Annotated in this window: 21 protein-coding genes; 12 read left to right on the plus strand and 9 right to left on the minus strand. The window is 68.3% G+C overall.

Annotated features, from left to right (window positions below; translation table 11 throughout):
* Nucleotides 1-20: 20 nt before the first annotated feature.
* Nucleotides 21-578, minus strand: a complete 558-nt coding sequence (locus tag ACNI65_RS14235) for a hypothetical protein (protein ID WP_416757431.1) — start codon at nt 576-578, stop codon at nt 21-23.
* 262 nt (nt 579-840) lie between these two features.
* Between ACNI65_RS14235 and ACNI65_RS14240 the strand changes: the two genes are divergently transcribed.
* The 7 genes from ACNI65_RS14240 to ACNI65_RS14270 all read left to right on the plus strand — a co-directional run bounded on the left by ACNI65_RS14240 (nt 841) and on the right by ACNI65_RS14270 (nt 7,517).
* Nucleotides 841-1,017: a DUF1328 family protein gene (locus ACNI65_RS14240; protein WP_416757433.1), complete on the plus strand. Its 177-nt coding sequence runs from the start codon at nt 841-843 to the stop codon at nt 1,015-1,017.
* A gap of 46 nt (nt 1,018-1,063) precedes the next feature.
* Entirely contained in the window at nt 1,064-1,600 is a 537-nt protein-coding gene (locus ACNI65_RS14245) for a ferritin-like domain-containing protein (RefSeq protein ID WP_416757434.1), read from the plus strand.
* Between the two features lie 3 nt (nt 1,601-1,603).
* Entirely contained in the window at nt 1,604-3,094 is a 1,491-nt protein-coding gene (locus ACNI65_RS14250; protein ID WP_416757435.1) for a phospholipase D-like domain-containing protein, read from the plus strand.
* Nucleotides 3,091-5,292, plus strand: a complete 2,202-nt coding sequence (locus ACNI65_RS14255) for an AsmA family protein (protein ID WP_416757437.1) — start codon at nt 3,091-3,093, stop codon at nt 5,290-5,292. The genes ACNI65_RS14250 and ACNI65_RS14255 overlap by 4 nt, the downstream gene beginning before the upstream one ends.
* Nucleotides 5,293-5,321: 29 nt before the next feature.
* Nucleotides 5,322-5,741 (plus strand): response regulator, encoded by a 420-nt coding sequence (locus ACNI65_RS14260; RefSeq protein WP_416757439.1) that lies wholly within the window; start codon nt 5,322-5,324, stop codon nt 5,739-5,741.
* 135 nt (nt 5,742-5,876) lie between these two features.
* On the plus strand, nt 5,877-6,776 hold the full coding sequence (locus ACNI65_RS14265) for a hypothetical protein (RefSeq protein WP_416757441.1): 900 nt from the start codon (nt 5,877-5,879) through the stop codon (nt 6,774-6,776).
* 321 nt (nt 6,777-7,097) lie between these two features.
* Nucleotides 7,098-7,517, plus strand: a complete 420-nt coding sequence (locus ACNI65_RS14270) for a GSU2403 family nucleotidyltransferase fold protein (RefSeq protein WP_416757443.1) — start codon at nt 7,098-7,100, stop codon at nt 7,515-7,517.
* A gap of 50 nt (nt 7,518-7,567) precedes the next feature.
* Here the strand turns inward: ACNI65_RS14270 and ACNI65_RS14275 are convergent, their stop codons facing one another.
* The 4 genes from ACNI65_RS14275 to ACNI65_RS14290 form a co-directional block, all read right to left on the minus strand.
* Nucleotides 7,568-9,172, minus strand: a complete 1,605-nt coding sequence (locus ACNI65_RS14275) for a DHA2 family efflux MFS transporter permease subunit (protein WP_416757446.1) — start codon at nt 9,170-9,172, stop codon at nt 7,568-7,570.
* Nucleotides 9,169-10,422, minus strand: coding sequence for an efflux RND transporter periplasmic adaptor subunit (locus ACNI65_RS14280; RefSeq protein WP_416757447.1), 1,254 nt, complete (start codon nt 10,420-10,422; stop codon nt 9,169-9,171). Before ACNI65_RS14280 ends, ACNI65_RS14275 begins: the two co-directional genes overlap by 4 nt.
* Before the next feature lie 70 nt (nt 10,423-10,492).
* Nucleotides 10,493-11,965, minus strand: coding sequence for an efflux transporter outer membrane subunit (locus ACNI65_RS14285; RefSeq protein WP_416757449.1), 1,473 nt, complete (start codon nt 11,963-11,965; stop codon nt 10,493-10,495).
* 47 nt (nt 11,966-12,012) lie between these two features.
* Nucleotides 12,013-12,537, minus strand: a complete 525-nt coding sequence (locus tag ACNI65_RS14290) for a MarR family winged helix-turn-helix transcriptional regulator (protein ID WP_416757451.1) — start codon at nt 12,535-12,537, stop codon at nt 12,013-12,015.
* A gap of 211 nt (nt 12,538-12,748) precedes the next feature.
* Between ACNI65_RS14290 and ACNI65_RS14295 the strand changes: the two genes are divergently transcribed.
* Both ACNI65_RS14295 and ACNI65_RS14300 read left to right on the plus strand, forming a co-directional pair.
* Nucleotides 12,749-14,518 carry an ABC transporter transmembrane domain-containing protein gene (locus tag ACNI65_RS14295; RefSeq protein ID WP_416763628.1) on the plus strand — a complete coding sequence of 590 codons (1,770 nt, stop codon included), beginning with the start codon at nt 12,749-12,751 and terminating at the stop codon, nt 14,516-14,518.
* 15 nt (nt 14,519-14,533) lie between these two features.
* Nucleotides 14,534-15,373 (plus strand): thymidylate synthase, encoded by an 840-nt coding sequence (locus ACNI65_RS14300; protein WP_416757453.1) that lies wholly within the window; start codon nt 14,534-14,536, stop codon nt 15,371-15,373.
* A gap of 5 nt (nt 15,374-15,378) precedes the next feature.
* On the opposite strand, the gene ACNI65_RS14305 is transcribed toward ACNI65_RS14300, so the two are convergent.
* Nucleotides 15,379-15,849 (minus strand): hypothetical protein, encoded by a 471-nt coding sequence (locus ACNI65_RS14305; RefSeq protein WP_416757454.1) that lies wholly within the window; start codon nt 15,847-15,849, stop codon nt 15,379-15,381.
* A 187-nt stretch (nt 15,850-16,036) separates the two neighbouring features.
* On the opposite strand from ACNI65_RS14305, the gene ACNI65_RS14310 reads away from it, so the two are divergent.
* Nucleotides 16,037-16,606 carry a hypothetical protein gene (locus ACNI65_RS14310; protein WP_416757456.1) on the plus strand — a complete coding sequence of 190 codons (570 nt, stop codon included), beginning with the start codon at nt 16,037-16,039 and terminating at the stop codon, nt 16,604-16,606.
* 28 nt (nt 16,607-16,634) lie between these two features.
* Here ACNI65_RS14310 and ACNI65_RS14315 read toward each other — a convergent pair whose 3' ends face one another.
* Genes ACNI65_RS14315 through ACNI65_RS14325 form a run of 3 tightly spaced genes read right to left on the minus strand, consistent with a single transcriptional unit; the run spans nt 16,635 to nt 18,467 of the window.
* A complete protein-coding gene (locus ACNI65_RS14315) occupies nt 16,635-16,928 on the minus strand; it encodes a hypothetical protein (protein WP_416757457.1) in 294 nt (97 codons plus the stop codon).
* A 7-nt stretch (nt 16,929-16,935) separates the two neighbouring features.
* Nucleotides 16,936-17,853 carry a hypothetical protein gene (locus tag ACNI65_RS14320; RefSeq protein WP_416757459.1) on the minus strand — a complete coding sequence of 306 codons (918 nt, stop codon included), beginning with the start codon at nt 17,851-17,853 and terminating at the stop codon, nt 16,936-16,938.
* Nucleotides 17,854-17,903: 50 nt separating this feature from the next.
* Nucleotides 17,904-18,467: a hypothetical protein gene (locus ACNI65_RS14325; protein WP_416757460.1), complete on the minus strand. Its 564-nt coding sequence runs from the start codon at nt 18,465-18,467 to the stop codon at nt 17,904-17,906.
* 249 nt (nt 18,468-18,716) lie between these two features.
* Between ACNI65_RS14325 and ACNI65_RS14330 the strand changes: the two genes are divergently transcribed.
* Both ACNI65_RS14330 and ACNI65_RS14335 read left to right on the plus strand, forming a co-directional pair.
* Nucleotides 18,717-19,271 (plus strand): tetratricopeptide repeat protein, encoded by a 555-nt coding sequence (locus ACNI65_RS14330; RefSeq protein ID WP_416757462.1) that lies wholly within the window; start codon nt 18,717-18,719, stop codon nt 19,269-19,271.
* A 37-nt stretch (nt 19,272-19,308) separates the two neighbouring features.
* On the plus strand, nt 19,309-20,073 hold the full coding sequence (locus ACNI65_RS14335) for an aspartate/glutamate racemase family protein (protein WP_416757463.1): 765 nt from the start codon (nt 19,309-19,311) through the stop codon (nt 20,071-20,073).
* The last annotated feature ends 26 nt before the right edge of the window (nt 20,074-20,099 follow it).

Here is a 20,099-nt window from a genome sequence, read left to right on the forward strand (position 1 = left end):
TGGCTCTCAATCAGCGCGGATCAACGCTTGGGCGCGCTGGCAGGCTGGCGCGGCGGAGGCACGTCCGGACCCGGACGCATCGTGGCGCTGGGCGGCGCGGCGGGCACGCCCGCGGCGGTCGGGTTCTCCTGGACCATGCGCTCGATGCGCGTCAGGATGCCGCCGCTCTGCACGCTGCCGTCACGGGTGCCTTGACCCATCACCATCATCCGGCAGTCCTCGCGGTCTTCCTCGGCCACGCGCTGGCAGCGCAGCATCGCGTTGTTGGCAAGCTCCTGCGTGCTGGCGGTGTTCAGCTTGCCGGCCTGCGCGGCCTGGCGAGCAGCGCCGGCTTCCTTCAGGCAGGCCGCTTGCGCCTGACCCGTCTTGCCGGACAGGCAGTTGGCGCGATCGCGCTCGTAGGTCGACTGGATGTCGGACGAGGCGGACGCCTTCGCCGTCGAGCCGGCAGCGAAGACCGGCGTGGCGATCATCATGACCGCCGAGAGCACCGCACCGGCGGTGACGAGCGTGGCGGCGGAGGGCGCCTTCAGCGAAGGGCGCAGCGTGTTGTGCTTGGCGGTGTTGAGCGTGTACATCGGGACTCCTTTCCGGCGGAGGGCGCCGAGGTCGGAAGGCGGATGGGAGGATGAGTGAAGGCTAGGGCTTCGTCCTCGCCGCGTCTGTCGTACCGCGCCGGAGCCGGTTGTAGGACGTGTCCGGCAACGGCTGGGAAGCCCGTCACGCGGCGTGCTGTCCTACACCCGGACGTGGGTCCTGCTGATCCCTTCGCGCCGGGGGGCGCTCCTACAGTGAGGTCAAACGACCGCGCCGCGGCCGACAGCAGGAAAGGACATCGTCATGTTGAAGTGGGCCCTGATCTTTGCCGTGATCTCGCTGGTGGCGGGTGTGCTCGGCTTCACCGGCATCGCCGCGGGCGCGGCCGGCATCGCCAAGATCCTCTTCGGGATCTTCCTGGTCATCTTCCTGGTGCTCCTGGTCTTGGGCATCACCGGCTTCAACGCCATCCGCAAGTGACGCTCCCGCCACTTGTCCGACTGTCTGACTTCAGAGGAGCCAGCCCATGAACGCCCCCGAACACAAGCACCTGCAGCTCGACGAGCAGGCCTTGAAGCGCGCTCGCCAGCATCTCGATGAAGGCCCCGTCACGCCCAGCTACGGCCCGTGGCGCGAGGACGTCATCCGGCTGCTCAACGACGCGCTCGCCACCGAGCTCGTCTGCGTGCTGCGCTACAAGCGCCATTACTTCACCGCGCACGGCATGAACTCGCCGCGCATCGCCGAGGAATTCCTCGAGCACGCGACGCAAGAGGCCGTCCACGCCGACCGCATCGCCGAGCGCATCGTGCAGCTGGGCGGCGATCCGGACTTCCAGCCCGATTCGCTGACCCGTCGCAGCCACGCCGAGTACGACGAGAGCAAGGATCTCAAGGCGATGCTGCGCTCCAACCTGGTCGCCGAGCGCGTGGCCGTGGAGGCCTATCGCCAGATGATCCAGCTCATCGGCGACAAGGACCCGACGACGCGCCGCATCCTCGAGGAAGTGCTCGCCGAGGAAGAAGAGCACGCCGACGATCTCGCCGACCTGTTGCGGGAGTAAGCCGTGCCACGGCGTGTCGCGGCCCTGATCCTGGCCTTCGGCCTGAGCGCCGGCCTCGTGGCCTGCGGCACGCCGCGCGCGCCCGTCAACGGCCGCGTGCCCGATCCACCCGCGGCGGCGCCTTCACTGACGCGCGTCGCCGCGCAGGTGGACGTCGTTGGCGCGCGCGGCCCGCTCGGCCAGGCCAGCCGCGAGCAGGTGCTGCAGGCCGCCGCCGCGCAAGGCAAGGCGGACCTGCTCAAGCGCCAGATCGCCGCGATGTCCTCCTTCGGGGACGTCGATCTGTACGCGGGCAACGACACGAAGCTGCTCGTCGACGGACCGGCGACCTTCGCCGCGATGTTCGATGCCATCGGCAAGGCGCGCCGCCAGATCGTGCTCGAGAGCTACATCATCGAGGACGCCGATGTCGCCCAGCAGTTGGCCGACCTGCTGCTGCAGCGCCGCGCGCAGGGCATCGAGGTCGCGATCCTCTATGACGCCGTCGGCTCGATGGGCACGCAGGACGCGTACTTCGACCGCATGCGCCAGGGCGGCATCGCGGTGTGCGCGTTCAATCCGGTGAATCCGCTCAAGCGGTCCCGGTATCACAAGATCACGCACCGCGATCACCGCAAGATCCTCGTCGTGGATGCCGAGACCGGCTTCACCGGCGGCATCAACATCAGCGCGGTGTACTCGTCGGGCTCGGGCGGCTTCGGCAGCCGCGGGCCGTCCAAGCCCAAGCCGAAGTCCGCGACACCGGGCGCTTCAGCCAGCAATGCCGCCAGCAATCCCGCCAGCGATGCCAAGGCGGAAGAAGAGAACGGCTGGCGCGACACGATGATCCAGGTGCGCGGGCCGGCGACGCGCGCGCTGCACACGATGTTCCGCGAGGTCTGGGCGCAGCAGCATTGCGAGGGCACGGTCGCTTCGATCGAGCCGGTGGCCGGACCGGCACCCGGCAAGCAGCTGATGCGCGTGATCCCGGCGACGCCGCAGGACACCGAGAACCGCATCTACACGCTGCTGCTGGGCAGCATCCGCGCCGCGCAGCGCAGCGTGTACCTGACGATGGCCTATTTCGCGCCGGGCCAGGACATGGTCGACGCCCTGTGCGACGCCGCCCGCCGCGGCGTGGACGTGCAGCTGATCCTCCCTTCGCGCAGCGACTTCGGCCCGGTGATGCAGGCCGGGCGCAGCCATTACGAGCGCATGCTTCAAGCAGGCGTGCGCATCCACGAGCTGCAGGACGCCGTGCTGCACGCCAAGACCGCCGTCATCGACGGCGTGGTGTCCACGATCGGCTCGAGCAACATGGACTGGCGCAGCTTTGTCTACAACAACGAGGTCAACGCCGTCGTGCTCGGCGAAGACTTCGGCGATGCGATGACGCGCATGTTCGATCGCGACCGCGCGGCTTCCAAGTCCATCGATCTGCAGCGCTGGCAGGACCGTGGTCTGTGGCAGCGCGGCAAGGAATACTTCTCCAGGATGTTTGAACAATGGTGGTGAACGACACGCCCTCCTCCGCCCCGGCGCCGACGCCGCCGGGCCCTCGACGACGATCCGGCCGCCATGGCGTGGCCAAGGGCGTGGGCGCCGTCGTGCTGCTGCTGCTCGTGGCCATCGGCGTATGCGAGTGGCTGGGCTGGCCCTTCCTGCGCCGGCCCGCCGAGCAATGGCTGAGCCAGAAACTCGATCGGCAGGTGCGTTTCGATGGCACCGACGGCGACGCCTGGACGCTGCGCCTGATCGGCCATCTGCGCCTGAGCAGCGACAGCCTCACCATCGCGGGTCCGAGCTGGAGCACGATGGGCGGGCCCACGCTGCAGGCGCAGCACGCGTCGCTGACGCTGCGCTACTCGGATCTGCTCGCGATGCGCGAGGACGGTCAGCCGCTGCGGGTGAAGGCCTTGCGCGCGGGCGATATCGCGATGCGGCTGGAGCGCGACGTCGAGGGACGCGCAAGCTGGCAGTTCGGCAAGCAGCCACCCAGCGACACGCAGGTCCGCAAGCGTCCGAGCGTCGACGGCATCCGCTTCGACCTGCTCGATGTCCGCAACGGCACGCTGCTGGTGGACGACAAGATCCAGCGCTTGTCGCTGCTGGGGCGATTCGCCTTGCGCGAGACCTGGACGACGGCGGAAGAAGCGGCTTCAGCGGCTGCATCCAGTTCACGCGTGGCCGTGGACTTCGGCGAGCGCGTGGCGGGCAAGCGTCCTGGCGCGTCCGCGGCCTCCGCGCCGATGGGTGATCCCGGTCCCGGCGAAAGCGACCGCTACGGCGTGACCGCGAGCGCCGAAGGCCACTTCCGCGACCTGCCGATCAAGGCCAGCCTGCAGACCGGATCGGCGCTGCCCTGGCTGTCCTCCGACCCGAACGCCCCGGCGGTGCCGGTGACCCTGCGCGGCAACATCGGCAAGGCGCAACTCAGCTTCGACGGCCTGGTGCGCGACCTGCTCTTCAGCCAGGGGTTGTCGGGCCAGTACAGCCTGAGCGGTCCGTCGCTGGCGGCGGTCGGCGAGCCGCTGGGCGTCACGCTGCCCACGACGCCGGCCTTCGCGATGCAGGGCAAGCTGACGCGCGACGGCTCGCGCTGGACCACCGCGGTGAGCAAGGCCACGATCGGCAAGAGCCACCTGAGCGGCGAGTTCGAATACAACAAGCCCGAGAACGCGCTGCCGACGCTGACCGGCGAGCTGCGCGGCCGCGAGCTGTGGCTGGCGGACCTGGGGCCGGCGGTCGGCGTGCCGGCGCAGCCGGGTGAGCGCAAGGAGAAGAAGGCGGCGTCGCGCGTGCTGCCGGACAAGCAGTTCGACCTGCCCTCGCTGCGCGCGATGAACGCCAACGTGAACGTGAAGCTGGCGCGCTTTGAATCGGGCACCGCGCTGCTGCAGGCCGCCGAGCCGCTCAACGCGCGCATCGTGCTGCAGGACGGCGTGCTGGAGCTGCGCGACATCGACGCGCGCGTGGCGCGCGGTCAGGTCGCGGGCCGCATGCTGCTCGATGGCCGCGGGCCGCAGGCCAAGTGGCAGGCGCGGCTGCGCGTGGGCGGCGTGCACCTGGAGCAGTGGCTGAACCTGGAACGCAAGAACGGCAAGCGCTGGGTGACCGGCGTGATGGGCGGACGCGTGGCGCTGGACGGCGTCGGCCGCTCGACCGCGGAGCTGCTGGCCAGCGCGGATGGGCGCATGGTGCTGTATTGGACGGACGGCACGATCTCGCACCTGATCGTCGAGGCCGCGGGCATCGACATCGCGCAGGGCCTGGGCCTGCTGGTGCGCGGCGACGATGCGTTGCAGGTGAACTGCGGTGTCGCGGATCTGCGGGTCAAGGACGGGGTGGTGACGCCGCGGCCGATGGTGATCGACACGCGGGACTCGGTGGTGCTGGTCGATGGCGGGATGTCGCTGGCCACGGAGCGGCTGGCGCTCACGGCCAAGGTCGATCCGAAGGACAAGAGCCCGCTGACGCTGCGCACGCCGCTGAACATCCAGGGCACGATGGGCGATCCTCAGCTCAGCCTGCAGAAGGGTCCGCTGCTGCGCAAGCTGCTGCCCGCGGCGGTGCTGGGCGTGGCGGTGGCGCCGCTGGCGGCGATCGTGCCGCTGATCGACCTGGGCGAGGAGCCGGACGCGGAGAACCTGCGGGCGCTGTCCGAATGCAACGCGCGGCTGGCGCCGACGTCAAAGGGGAGGACGGGTTCGTGATAATGGGCGCCTCGTACACGCCCATACCCATGTCCACCGTTCCCGTTCCCGTCACCGCTCCGACGCCCGGCACGCTGAACTGTTTCCTGGTCGAGGACAGCACGCTGATCCGCGAGAACCTGGTCGCGACCCTGCAGGAAATGCTGGACCTGGAGGTGGTGGGCTGGGCCGAGGATGAGGCCGGCGCGATGCGCTGGCTGCACGACGAGGCCGTGCCCTGCGACATCCTGATCATCGACCTGTTTCTGAAGCGGGGATCGGGCTTGTCGTTGCTGCCGAAGGCGCGGCTGCTGCAGCCCGAGGCCAAGCTGATCGTGCTGAGCAACTACGCGACCGCAGACATGCGCCAACGTTGCGAGCAGCTGGGCGCCGACCGCGTCTTCGACAAGTCCAGCGAGCTCGACGAGCTCATCGCGTACTGCCTGGATCTGGCGGCGTCGAAGGCTTGACTACACCCTCTCCAAAGCGCAAGACTGACGGACGATTTCAATCGCAAGCCATTGTTTTTAGGCGATTTACTCCATTTTTCGAAAATGTCTGGCACATCGGTACAAATCGAGCTTCGACGACTACCGGACCTGACCTTGCGGCAGGTCATCGATTCGACGCGCTTGTTCAAGGAGAAAGTGCGCGTGGATCGGGCGTTGACGGCCCTCGGGGGCTCCATGTTCTGGAAGGCCGTGGGCGACTACGAGTACCTCGTCCAGCGGCAAGGCAGGAAGCTGATCTATCTGGGGCCTCGCACGTCCTCGATGCAGGCCCGTCATGACGGCTTCCTGAACGATCGGGAACAGTTGAAGCAGCGATCCTCAGCGCTGCACCAATCGGTCGGCGTGGCTCAGCGGATGAATCGGGCCGTGCGCGCCGGTGTCACGCCGGTGGCCTTCGTCGATGCCCTCAACCAGATCGAACTGCTCGGGCTATCGGGCCGATGCATGGTGCTGGGCCCTGCCGCGCTGCTCGTCTATGCACAGGCCGCCGGAGTCAGCGGATACGCGGCACCGAGCTCCGCACTCGTGCATGTCGCCCTGACCGCGGTCGAAGCGAGCGAGTGGACCCCCAAGCTCCGCGTGGCGATGCGCCGACAGGCGCGGGTGGACGTGGTTGACCTGGGTGGCGAGGACGGCCTGCTTCTGCACGTGCGGCGGGACGAGAGCGATCTGACCGCACTCCCTGGAGGTCGTCGGCAGCCATTGGCACGAGCGGAGGCTCAGCGGCTGGCAGGGACGATGCGTGTGATCCGGAATGAGCCCGCCCTTGAACACGTGGTCATCGGCACGACGGGCAAGATGGCCCCGGTGCGCGCTGTCGATCCGGGCGTGTATGCGTTGCTGGCACAACAGCAAGACAGCCACACCTTGCCGGTGATCGAGCGGATGCTCGAGCAACACATGGTCGCCCCGCTGTCATCCGCTGACCGATATGAGCAGCTAAAACAACAACTCCAAGGAATGGAAGAAGGGACAGGTCTTGCCATAGCGTAGTCACCGGTTCAACTCCGGTGGCACACATGTCCTTCCTCCCACACGAATCCGCTGTCTGCAAGCAGCTCGACGACGCGATCGCCTGCTTCCAGCGGCGACAGATCGCCAACCAACACGCGAAGCGGTTCCGGCATCAGCTGCACTGGTCCCGTACATCGACACAGACCCGTCTTCTGCGTGTGGACCCGGAAAGCGGCGCCTGCATCGCGGATCTCGGGGTTCAGAGTCCACTCCTTGCCCATCTCCATGACGACTACGGTCGACGGCGCTCGAAGGCCTTGGCCGATCTAGCCGCTCACGACATCGCACTGGTCGAAGCTCATGCTGGACGTGCTCCGCACGGGCGATCCCACTTTCCGCCGCGATGAATCGCAGAAGGAGTCAGCGATCAACGCGGCCGGCTTCTCGGTCGATTTCCTGCGACGGCTTGAGCCGTGCAAGCACAGCGATGCGTTTCCCATCAGCGGCCATGATGGCGACGTCTATCCCGTGCAAGCCGGAAGTGCCCAATTGCTCTTGAGCTCGCCCCGATTCGACCAGGTGGTCGTGGGGACCGATGGTCGGATGGCGTTGATGCGCACCATCGATCCGCTGGCCTTCGTTCAGGTGAAGCTTGCGCTGAGCGTGAGCGACTCCAGGGAGTTCATCAAGCGCGCTCGCGACCGGCGCCAAGCCGAGGCCGTGCAAGCGCTGCTCGATTCGGGCCGGCTCCGCTCCCAGCTCCTAGCGAAGGCCGCATAGAAAAAGAGGGCCCCGCAGGGCCCTCCTCATGTCACGACCGAAGGTCGCTATCAGTGCGCCCCACCGGCATCCACCGGCGCGCCCATCTTCGGCGGTCGCTTGGTCAGCCAGACGAAGGCGATCAGGACCAGGAACAGGATCGCCGACGCCAGGAAGATGTCGTCCGCCGCGCGCGTGAACGCCTGCTGATCCACCAATCGGTTCAGGTAGGCCAACGCCTGATCCTGGCTGAAGCCCTGCCGCGTCAAGGTGTCGATCGCCTGCATCTCCGGCACGTCGCCCAGCGACAGCCGCTCCGCCAGGTGATGGTGGTGCAGCGCCGCGCGGTTCTCCCACAAGGTCGTCGAGATCGACGTCCCCATCGCCCCCGCCGTGATCCGCACGAAGTTCGACAGCCCCGCCGCCGCGGCGATCCGGTCCGGCGTGATGCCCGACAAGGTCAGCGTCGTCAGCGGAATGAAGAAGAACGCCAGCGCCCCGCCCTGCAGGATCGTCGGCACCATGATCGTGCCCAGGTCCGTGTCGGTCGTGAACACCGAGCGCATCAGCAGCACGATCGCGAACATCACGAAGGCGAAGCTCGCCATCATCCGCGGATCCCACACCGACACCTTCTTGCCGACCACCGGCGACAGCAGGATCGCCAGCACCCCCACCGGCGCCAGCGCGAAACCCGCCGCCGTGGCCGTGTAGCCCATGTGCTGCTGCAGCCACAGCGGCAGCAGCACCACGTTGCCGAAGAACAGCCCGTAGGCGATCGACAGCACCGAGGCCCCGAACAGGAAGTTGCGCCGCGCGAAGAGCCGCAGGTCCACCACCGGATGGTCGTTGGTCAGCTCCCAGACGATGAACACCGCCAGGCCCACCACCGCCAGCACCGCCAGGATCACGATCTGGTTCGACGCGAACCAGTCCAGCTCCTTGCCCTTGTCCAGCATCACCTGCAGCGAGCCCACCCACAGCACCAGCAGCGCCAGCCCCACGGTGTCGATCGGCAGCTTCTTGGTCGGCGTCTCGCGGGTGCGGTAGATGCTCCATGTCAGGCCGGCCGCGAACAGCCCAACCGGCACGTTGATGTAGAAGATCCACGGCCAGGTGACGTTGTCGGTGATCCAGCCGCCCAGCAGCGGCCCCACCACCGGCGCCACCAGCGTCGTCATCCCCCATAACGCGAGCGCCGTGCCCGCCTTGTGCTTGGGATAACTCGACAGCAGCAGCGTCTGCGACAGCGGGATCATCGGCCCCGCCACCAGCCCCTGGAACACGCGCGCCGCCACCAGCATCTCCAGCGAGTGCGCGAAGCCGCACAGCCAGGACGCGAGCACGAACAGCAGCACGCTCATCGTGAAGAGCCGCACCGCGCCGAAACGCTGCGTCAGCCAGCCCGTCAGCGGCACCGAGATCGCGTTGGCCACGCCGAAGCTCGTGATGACCCAGGTGCCCTGCACCGGGCTCACGCCCAGGTCGCCGGCGATCGCGGGCAGCGACACGTTCGCGATGGACGAGTCCAGCACGTTCATGAAGGTCGCCAGCGACAGCGAGATCGTGCCCAGCACCAGCGCCGTGCCGGTCAGCGGCGCCGGTCCGGCGGGAGGCACCGGCGCGGCGGCCGGCTGGGGCGCCGGTGCCGCATCGATGGTGGTGGAGTTGCTCATTGCACGCGGGTGGACGTGGACAGCTTGGCGGCGGCCGCCTTGCCGAGGTTGGCCGCGATGATCTTGCTCACCTGCTCATCGGCGGCCTTCTCCTGCGCGTCGAAGATCGTCGTCTGCAGGCGCGGCGCGCTCGCGCCGGTGGCCGCGGCCAGCATCTGGCCATCCTGGTCGCGGATGTCGACCTGGACGTCCATCGACAGGCCCACGCGCAGCGGGTGTTCCTGGACTTCCTTCGGATCCAGCGCGATGCGCACCGGCACGCGCTGCACGACCTTGATCCAGTTGCCGGTGGCGTTCTGCGCCGGCAGCAGCGCGAAGGCCGCGCCGGTGCCCGCGCCCAGGCCCTGCACGGTGCCGTGGTACTCGGTCTTCTTGCCGTAGACGTCGGCTTCCAGCGTCGCCTTCTGGCCGATGCGCAGCTTGGCCAGCTGGCTTTCCTTGAAGTTGGCGTCGACCCAGACCTGCTGCAGGCCCACGACCGCCATCAGCGGCGCGCCGGCGGCCACGCGCTGGCCCAGCTGCACCGAGCGGCGGGCGACCCAGCCGTCCACCGGCGCGATCAGCTCGGCGCGCTGCAGCGCCAGCGAGGCCTGGCGCAGGTTGGCGGCGGCGCGCAGCACGTTGGGGTGATCCTCGACCTTCACGCCGTCGGTCAGCACCTGGTTGGAGCCCAACTGCTCCTTGGCGGCCTGCAGCGCGGACTGCGCCGCGGCGGCCTGCGCGCGGGCGGCGGTCAGCTGCGCCTGCGCGTGATCGAGTTCTTCCTTGCCGACCGCGCCCGTGGCCACCAGCGGCTGGCGGCGCGTGACGTCGGACTGCAGGCGCTCCAGGTCGGAGGTGACGCGCTTGAGGTCGGCCTCGCGGACCTTGACCTGCGCTTCCAGGCCGCTGTTGTTGGCATACAGCGTGCGGACCTCGCGGACGGTCTGCGCCAGTTGCGCTTGCGCCTGCTCCAGCGCGACGCGCGCGTCGACTGGGTCCAGGCTCACCAGCTTCTGGCCGGCCTTCACGAAATCGGTGTCGTCCGCGTAGACCGCGCGCACGGTGCCGCCGACCAGCGGCGTGATCTGCACGACGTTGGCCTGGACGTAGGCGTTGTCGGTGGTCTCGTAGCGGCTGCCGACGATCCACTCGTATCCGCCGTAGATCAGGCCGGCGATGACGACGGCGGCGGCGATGACGGTCAGGCCCTTCTTGCGGGTGCCGTTCTTGTTGGGAGCTTGCGTGGTGTTGTCAGGCGTGGCGCTCATGGTGTGCTCTTGGAGATTCTTGGAGATTCTTGGAAATGGGGTCGCGGGTGCGAGGAAAGAGGTGCCGGGCTCAGCGGCTGTCGGCCCCAGCGGTCACGCGGGCAGGATCAGCCGGAGCGGCCGGATCGGCATACCCGCCGCCCAGCGCGCGCATCAGGTTGACCTGCGCGTCGACGGTCAGCGCCTGCAGGTCGATGCGGCCGCGCTGCTGCAGCAGCTGGTTCTGCTGCGCGTTGAGCAGCGCGATGCGGCCGGTCAGGCCGGCGCGATGGCGTTGCTCGGCCAGCGCGGCCTGGCTGTCGGCGTTGGCGACCAGCGCGTCCTGCTGCGTGCGCTGCTGGCGCAGCGATTCCAGCGTGGTGAACTGGTCGCTGGCATCGCGCACCGCGTCCAGCACGGCGGCGTTGTAGGTCGCGATCGCGGCGTCCTGCTCGGCGGCGCTGCCGCGCAGGTTGGCGCGCAGCCGGCCGCTGTCGAACAGCGGCAGGTGCAGCGCCGGGCCGGCGCCGTACTGGCGGCTGCCGCTCTTGAAGAGCTCATCCAGCCCGATCGAGTTCAGACCGACGAACGCCGTCAGGCTGACGCTCGGATAGAACTGCGCGCGGGCCACGCGGATGTCCTGCGCGGTGGCCTCGACGCGGGCGCGCGCGGCGGCCAGGTCGGGCCGTCGGCCCAACAGGTCCAGGTGGGGCGCCTGCTGCCAATCGAGCACCGCGGGCAGCGCGGCGTCGAGCGACTCGGTGGCCTTGGGGCCCTGGCCGGTCAGCGCGGCGATCTGGTGACGCAGCAGCGCCTGCTGCTCGCGCAGCACGACCTGCTGGCGCTGGATGTCGGGCAGCGGGGCCTCGGCGACGCGCAGGTCCTGGCCGTTGTCCAGGCCGGCGGCGCTGCGCTGGCGCACCAGGTCCAGGCTCTGGTCGCGCAGCGTCTTCTGCTGCTCCAGCAACCGGCCCTGCGCCTGGCTGCGCGCCAGCGCCACGTAGGCCTTGGTCACGGCGTTGGAGACGCTCAGGCGCGCGGCGGCGGCGTCGGCCTCGGCGGCGCGGCGCTGGCCGAGCGCGGCCTGCAGCGCGGCGTCATGCTTGCCGAAGAAGTCGAACTCGTAGCTCAGCCCGGCCTGGATGTTGGCCAGCGTGCGCACGCTGCCGGCGAGCGGCGGCGGGTAGATGCCGTTCTCGGTGATGCGCTGGCGGGTGACGTCGGCCGAGAGCTGTCCCGACGGGCGCTGCGCGGCCTCGGCGTTCTCGGTCAGCGCCGCGGCGCGTGCGATGCGGGCCCGCGCCAGCGCGAGGTTGGGCGAGTTGGCGATGGCTTGGTCGACCAGCGCGTCCAGTTGCGGATCGCGGAAGGTCTTCCACCACTGGGCGTCGAGCGCCTGGCTCTGGCCGCCGTCCAGGCCGAGGCGCTGGGCGGCGACGTCGCCCTGCAGCGTCTGGCCGGGGGCATCGAGCTTGGGGATGGGCGCGCAGGCGGCGAGCACCATCAGCAGCGCCGCGCCCATGGCCAGGACCAGCGTCGTGTGATGAAGGGAACGGGAAGTCATCGGGGGATCCTCGAGGGTGTTTTTCTTGTGGAAGTTCATGTCGTCGCTCAGGCGTCCTTGTCGTCCAGCGTGGACGTCTCGGACATCAGGCCCGCGTCGCGGATCGCCTGGCCGTTGGCGACGATGCGCTGCATCAGCGCGATCAGCGTGCGGAACTCCTGATCGGAGAAACCGGCCAGGTGGTCGTTGAACACCTTGGACAGCACGCCCGGCGCGGCGGCCATTGCATTCACGCCGACCTCCGTCAGCGACACCATGACGACGCGGCGGTCCTCGACCGAGCGGTCCCGGCGCACCAGCGACTTGGCTTCGAGCCGGTCGAGCAGGCGCGTCATCGCGCCGCCGTCCATGGCCAGCTCCCGCGCGAGCGCGGCGCTGGACATCGGCCCGTTGAAGCGCAGGCGCAGCATCGGCGCCCACTGGGCGTGGGTCAGGTCGTGCTCGCCGAGCATCTTGTCGGCCTGCAGCACCATCGACTGCTTGATCTGACGCAGCAGCCAGCCCAGGCTGGGCTCCGACGTGAAACTGTCGGCGCTGTAGAAATCGGCGGGCGGGGGCAGCTTGGCGGTCATGGCTTCGGCTTTCCGGGACGAAGGTTCTGGAAAATGCGTGGATGCAATTATTGCTTAGGCAATGATTGCCCACCCAATGACTGCCTGGGATGGGCTTTGTGGTCGTGGGGGCTTTCGCGACACACAGGCCCCCTAAACTGGCCCGATGTCTGCCATGACCCCTGCCTCCGACCCCTTCGACACCGACGCCGCCCCGGCAAATCCCGTGCGCATGCCGCCCTCACCACCGCCCTTGCGGGCCATGTGGCCGGCGCTGTGGCCGTTCCTGAAGCCCTACCGGGGCCGGATCGCCGCGGCCGTGGTGTTCCTGATGCTGGCGGCCGCGGCGACGCTGGTCTTCCCGATCGCGCTGCGGCAGCTGATCGACGAGGGCCTGGTCTCGGCCGATCCGGGGCAGCGGCTGATGGCGCTGCGGGAGCACTTCGTGTGGCTGTTCGCGACGGGCGCGGCGCTGGGCGTGTTCTCGGCGCTGCGCTTCTACGCGGTGACCTGGCTGGGCGAGCGCGTCAGCGCGGACCTGCGCACGGCGGTCTACAGCCACGTGCTGCGCCAGAGCCCGGAGTTCTTCGAGACCACGCAGACCGGCGAGGTCATCAGCCGCATCACCACGGACACGACGGTGATCCAGGGGATCGTGGGGTCCAGCCTGTCGATGGGGCTGCGCAACGTGATCATGGGCCTGGGCGCGGTGGCGCTGCTGATCGCCAGCAACCCGTGGGTGATGACGCAGGTGCTGGGGATCCTGGTGCTGGTGGTGGCGCCGGCGATGTTCTTCGGACGCCGCGTGCGGCGGTTGTCGCGCTCGAGCCAGGACCGGATCGCCGACACCAGCGCGATCGCCGCGGAGATGCTCAACGCGATCGGCGTGGTGCAGTCGCATGCCCAGGAGGACCGCGAGGCGCGGCGTTTCGACGCCGCGAGCGAGGCTGCCTTCGACACGGCGCGCAAGCGCACGCGGGTGCGCTCGTTCCTGGTGGCGTTCATCATCACGGCGACCTTCGGCGCGCTGCTGTGGGGGCTGTACCAGGGCACGCAGGCGGTGATGGCCGGCAAGATCAGCGCGGGTCATCTGGGGCAGACGGTGGTGTACGTGATCCTGCTGGTGTCGTCGGTGGCGGTTCTGGCGGAGGTCTGGGGCGACCTGCTGCGCGCGGCGGGCGCGACGGAGCGGCTGATGGAGCTGCTCGCGGCGCAGTCACCGGTGGCGGATCCGGCGGCGCCGGTCGCGCTGCCCGTGTCGACGGGCCCGGCGCGGGTGAGCTTCGAGCAGGTGCGATTCCATTACCCGTCGCGGCCGGACCGCGCGGCGCTGGAGGACTTCACGCTGCGCATCGAGCCCGGCGAGACGGTGGCGCTGGTGGGGCCGAGCGGCGCGGGCAAGAGCACGGTCCTGCAGCTGCTGCAGCGCTTCTACGACGTGCAGTCCGGCGGGCTGCTGCTGGACGGCGTGCCGGTGGACCGGGTGCGGCTGGCCGAGCTGCGGGCGCGCATGGCGCTAGTGCCGCAGCAGAGCGTGATCTTCTCGGCGAGCGCGCTGGACAACATCCGATATGGCCGCCCGGACGCGAGCCCCGAGGCGGTGATCGCCGCGGCGAAGGCGGCGCATGCGGACGAGTTCATCCGGCAGCTGCCGCAGGGGTATGACAGCTTCCTGGGCGAGCGCGGGGTGCGGCTGTCGGGTGGTCAACGCCAGCGGATCGCGATCGCGCGGGCGATGCTGCAGGACGCGCCGCTGCTGTTGCTGGACGAGGCCACGAGCGCGCTGGACGCCGAGAGCGAGCGGCTGGTGCAGCAGGCGCTGGACGAGGCGATGCGCGACCGCACGACGCTGGTGATCGCGCACCGGCTGGCGACGGTGCAGCGGGCGGACCGCATCGTGGTGATGGACCACGGGCGGATCGTCGAGCAAGGCACGCATGCGGAGCTGGTCGCGCGCGGCGGTCTGTACGCCCGCCTCGCCGCCCTCCAGTTCAACGCCTGACTAGAATCCTTCCCCATGACCGCCCCGACGCCTTCCCTCCCCTTCTCCGAACGGCCCGTCCGCCATCAATACGAGGATTTCATGCGCCATGTCTTCGAGCATGGCGTGGCCAAGGGGGACCGCACGGGGACGGGCACGCGGAGCGTCTTCGGTCATCAGATGCGTTTCGATCTGAACGAGGGATTCCCGCTCGTGACGACGAAGAAGGTGCATCTGAAGTCGATCATCCTGGAGCTGTTGTGGTTCCTGCGCGGGGACTCGAACGTCAAGTGGCTGCAGGAACGCGGCTGCACGATCTGGGACGAGTGGGCGCGCGAGGACGGTGACCTGGGGCCGGTGTATGGCGTGCAATGGCGCAGCTGGCCCAAGGCGGGCGGCGGCCATGTGGACCAGATCGCCGAGGTGGTGAAGCAGCTTAAGGCCAACCCGGACTCGCGCCGGATCATCGTGTCGGCGTGGAACGTGGCGGAGCTGGACCAGATGGCGCTGATGCCGTGCCACGCGTTCTTCCAGTTCTACGTGGCGGACGGCAAGCTGTCGTGCCAGCTGTACCAGCGCAGCGCGGACATCTTCCTGGGCGTGCCGTTCAACATCGCGAGCTACGCGCTGCTGACGCAGATGCTGGCGCAGCAATGCGGACTGGGGCTCGGGGACTTCATCTGGACGGGCGGCGACTGCCACATCTACGCGAATCACTTCGAGCAGGTGCAGACGCAGCTGGCGCGCGAGCCGTATGCGTATCCGACGATGGTGATCAAGCGCCAGCCGGCGTCGATCTTCGACTACGAGTTCGAGGACTTCGAGCTGCAGGACTACCAGCACCACGCGGCGATCAAGGCGCCGGTGGCGGTGTAGGAACGCTATCCCTTGTAGGTATCCAGGAACTTCCCGACGAAGTTCCCCTCTTCGGACCCATCCGGTTTCGTGATGAGCCAATCGAGGAGGCGGTCCTCAGGGAACGCGTACGGATCCTTGTACTTGTAGGCGTGGACGACGTGGATCTCGCTCCAGATCCTGCCGATGATCTGGCCATCGCGGATCGATTGCACCGCGATGAAGACCTGCTCGTAGTTCCCATCCGCGCCATACAGCCGCGTGGTGACGAAGAAGGCCTGGCCCTTGGGCAGGCCTTTCAGGAATCGTTCCTTCGCCTGCGGGTAGGTGGATTTCGCCTGCGCGACAAACGGCGCGATGCTCCGCTCAAACTTGTCGCGAGCCTGCACCGCGGTCGGTTTGTCCTTCGGCGCATTCGGGGCCAGCACCGGGTCCTGTGCATGGGCACTGGCGCACAACAGCAAGACGGCTAGAAACTTCGCGTGGCTGGGCCACATATTGGACTCCCTCGTTTTGATGCGCGCGAGTGTCGCTCAACCGGATGGCGCGTCGGGGCCTGCTACTCCTGCACCGGATATGCCGCCGGCGTCACCTGCCAGATCTGGATCGTTGCCTCGCGCACGGGCCGTGATCAAATCCTCCGCGAACACCTTCAAGAGTCGACCTTCAACATCACCCAGTTGCATGCGCACCTCCACCTTCTCTTCCTGGGCCACCACCGCGGCACTCGCCTTGGCGGCATCCGTCGCCCATGCAGACAGCTGGAAGTTTCCGGCCACGACCACCGACCGCACGTTTGACTTCGATGCCACGCGCATCGTCCTGACCACCGATGCGCGCAAGAGCCAGCGGATGCCGGATTTCCAGATGCGGGTTCTCCTCGCAGGCCGGGAGCAGGCGCGCTTCCCCGGCGTCTCAGTCGATCAGATCTTTGCGTCGCCGGACAAGAAGGTGTTCCTCGGTCTCTCGAATCAGGGATTGCCGGGCACGGCCGTCATTCTGTTCAGCAACACGGGAAGAATCATCCTGCTCGCCAATCATGGGCTCGCGGAGTTTGATTACTGCTCGAAGAGCGTCACCCTCGCCCGCGACTGGTACGACCAACTGAAGCCTGAGATCCGATGGGATCTGGACAACGAGAAGAATCCCGGCATCTACCTCCGGGACTGCAAGGGCCAGACCATCGAGCTCCTCAGCACCGTTCAACTCGCCTATGCGCGCGCGGCCCAGTTGATGGCGAAGACACCGCGCTGAGGTCGTCGCGCCCAAGTTTCTGCATCCTTCACCAAAGCATCGGCCCATGCCCCCGCTCGGCTGAACCCGCGACACCCCAATCCCGGGTCGTCGCGTGATGCAAGCCCACCGCCACGGCCACGAGCGGCGCGCAGACCCAGACGAGCGAATCGGTCCACCACAGGCCCGCAGCGGCGACCAACATCCCCACCACCGCGTAGATCGCGACGATGCCCAGCTGGCGGCGCCAACTGCGGACTGGCGGTGGTGCATCGGGTCCCACGCCCTCATCGGGCGATCGCCTGCGCATCGGCGGCAACTGGTCGGGCGGATAGAACTTCATGGCGTCCTCACTTGCGCCGGAACGCGATCTGGAGGAACTCAACGCACATCGGCGACGCCTCCAGCGCGCTCGGATTGATCGAGATCTCCACCGAGAGATCCCGCGTCTCGCGCACGTACTCCTCGCGAATCCGCTTGGACTCATGGCGCCAGGTCGGCGGCAGCAGCTTCCCGGCGACGTCTTCCGTGCTCAGGCATGTCGACAGCTCCTGACCTCGCGCCGTTGTCATCGCCACGACGAAATCGCGCGCGGGCCCCTCATCTCGCCACTCCTCCGCATATGACACGCGCCATCCGGCGAAGGGTCCCGTCGTCGCCCCCGCGAAGACCGACACGCCGTCGCTGCGCGATGAGAAGCTCAGCTCCGCCTTCAGCGCGCGAGCGACCGCTTCCCGCTGCGGAAACCCTCCGTTGAGCAGACGGTGCAGCGCATCCGCCAGCCCTCTGGCTTCAGGACCGGGCAAGGGCTGGCCCTCATTGGACAGAGAAGGGGTCGGCGGCTCCGCCGGACGTCCGACATAGATCGGCCAGCCCTCGGAACTCATGTAGACGCGAACGCGAGGACCGAGCGCCTGATCGACCGGCATGCAACGGTGGCTTCCCACCCCGCCGATCTTGAAGAGCCCTCGGTTGTCCCGCAGCAGCGGCGGCATGCCGCGAAGCGGAATCGCATCCTCCAGAGTGGCGATGTTGCCAGATGACATGGACGTCGCCTCGATGATCGAAGTCGCGTGCTTCATCGCGCACGCGCGCCGCTCGGGTTCCGGCGCCCCCGACAAGGCATCGCAGGGTTGGGGCGGGCAAGGAAACTCGAAGGCGACCGAGATCGCATGCGCCGTCGAGCCCGCCATCAGCAACGCAAGAAACGTCGCCATGGCGCCCGCGATACGGGGGGCCGGGTATTGACAGCGCATCTCATCCCTCATCTCGCTTCCTCCCAGAAGCACCGCGCGGCGCGAAGGTGGGAAATCGTATGTCAGCCCTTGTCGGCGAGGCGATTGCGGCGATACCGGCGCAGGCCGCCATACGCAGCCCCTGCCAACCCGACGATCAAGACATAGAACGCCAACAGGAAAAAGTTGAGGATCCAGCGCCCCAGGTGCCTCCAGCCCAGACTGGTCAACGGAGGGATGGGGCTGGCTTCCTGCAGCGCGTAGCGCGGAGCCCAAACCGCAATCGATCGGCCCTTCGGGTGATTGGCGATGAATTCAGCGGCCGCCCTGCGCTCCTCGTCTCCCCAATTGGTGCTCGAGCTCTTGCGCGGGTCGTAGAGGCCACGGCCACGGTAGGACTTTCCCTGCCACGGAAAGCTGAATTCAAGAACGACATAAGGAACTTTCATGCGCCCCGATGTCGGCGTATCGACGTACGCGTCTGTCACGGTGCCTAAGACTTCCTCGCCAAAGCCTTGAACCCACAGCGGCCACTGCAGCCCAACGGTGATGAGAAACGCGACCAGGAAGTGCCACTTCCACGCGATGGGCAAGCCGCCTAGCCGCGGAAATCCTTGTCGCCCCCTCGGCTGCACGATCGTGCTCATCGCTCCCTCTCCTGCCTGTTCGATGCAGGTTCTCTCCTCACCGGAGCGCGTTGCGCCATGGCCCGAGGATCCGGGTCTTGCCATCTCATCTCGTCTTCCTCCCAGAAGCTCCAGGCGGGCGATCTTAGGCTCGGGCCAACCCGATGGCCGTTTGTCCTACACGCACTCCCACCGCTCTCCGGCAGCGACGGCCCCGGCCACCCGGCACCATCACGGCAACTCTTCAGAGACCCAACACCGAGACCCGCCATGACCACCAACCCGCCGATCACCGCCGTCGACCTGATCCTCTCGCAGTTCACCTCCGCCCGCCCCGCCCTGCGCGCGCAGGACGTCGCGCTGCAGACCACCGCCCGCCAGCTCTCCGATGCCGCGCTTGATGCCATCGTCGAGCTCGCCGCGCTGACCGAACCCACCGACGAGGCCAGCGCCGAAGCCGCCCTGCGCCAGGCCATCGCCGCCGATCCCTGCCACGTCCAGGCCTTCTCCCAGCTCACCTCGCTGCTGTGCCGCCAAGGCCGCCATGAGGACGCGCTCGACATGATCGACCAGGCCGTCGGCTGGTGCAGCGACATCGCCTCGCTCTACCACTTCGCCGGCTGCGTGCACGAAAGCGCCGGCCGACTGCCCCAGGCCATCACCGCCTTCGAGCAGGCCCTGGACCTCAACCCCGCCCTGGCCGAATCGCATTACCGCCTCGGCGCGCTGTGCGAGCAGCTCGGCGAGCCCCGCGCCTCCGCCGCCCACTTCCGCGTCTATCAGCGCCTGGTCGACGAGAACCGCTCCAACCAGCGCCTGAGCTGATCGACCTCCCGGTGGCCGTCGCCGCTAGGATCGGCGCATGACCACCGCCCCCTCCTCTCGTCCGTCCCCCTCCGGCTTCGCCGCGCACGGCCCGCTGCACCTGGGCATCGTCGGGTGTTCCGCCGAAGGCGCCGCGCTCTGCTACCGGACGATCTGCGCCGAGGGCGCCGCGCTCTTCGGCCCGCATGCGCATCCCGAGGTCTCGATGCACACGCCCTCGCTGCATCGCTACGTCGAAGCGCTGGATCGCGGCGACCTCGACGCCGTGGCCGAGTTGATGCTGGACTCCGCGCATCGCCTGCGCGCCGCCGGCGCCCAGTTGCTGCTCTGCCCCGACAACACCATCCATCAGGCCTTCGACCTCGTGCAGCCGCGCACCCCGCTGCCCTGGCTGCACATCGCGCGCGTGGTCGCGGATGAAGCGCGTTCGCGTGGATTCCGCCGCGTCGGCGTGCTGGGCACGCAGTGGCTGGTGCGCAGCGAGGTCTATCCCGACGCGCTGAACGCCGTCGGCATCGAGGCGGTCCGGCCCACCGACGCGTGGCGCGATGAGATCGGCGCGCGGATCATGGATGAACTGGTGACGGGGCGTCTGGAATCGGGCACCGTCGAGCGCTTCCAGCACGCCATCGATGCGCTGCGCGAGCGCGGCTGCGACGCCGTCGTGCTCGGCTGCACCGAGATCCCGCTGATCATCAGCGACCACAACGCCTCGCTGCCGACGCTGGACTCGACCCGGCTGCTGGCGCGTGCCGCGCTGCGCGCCGCCGTCGGCACGCGCGAGCCGATGTCCTCGACCTGACCCGTGCGTGCCCCGCTGACCGCGGG

It is taken from the genome of Roseateles sp. So40a (assembly GCF_048081605.1).
Taxonomy (GTDB): domain Bacteria; phylum Pseudomonadota; class Gammaproteobacteria; order Burkholderiales; family Burkholderiaceae_C; genus Roseateles.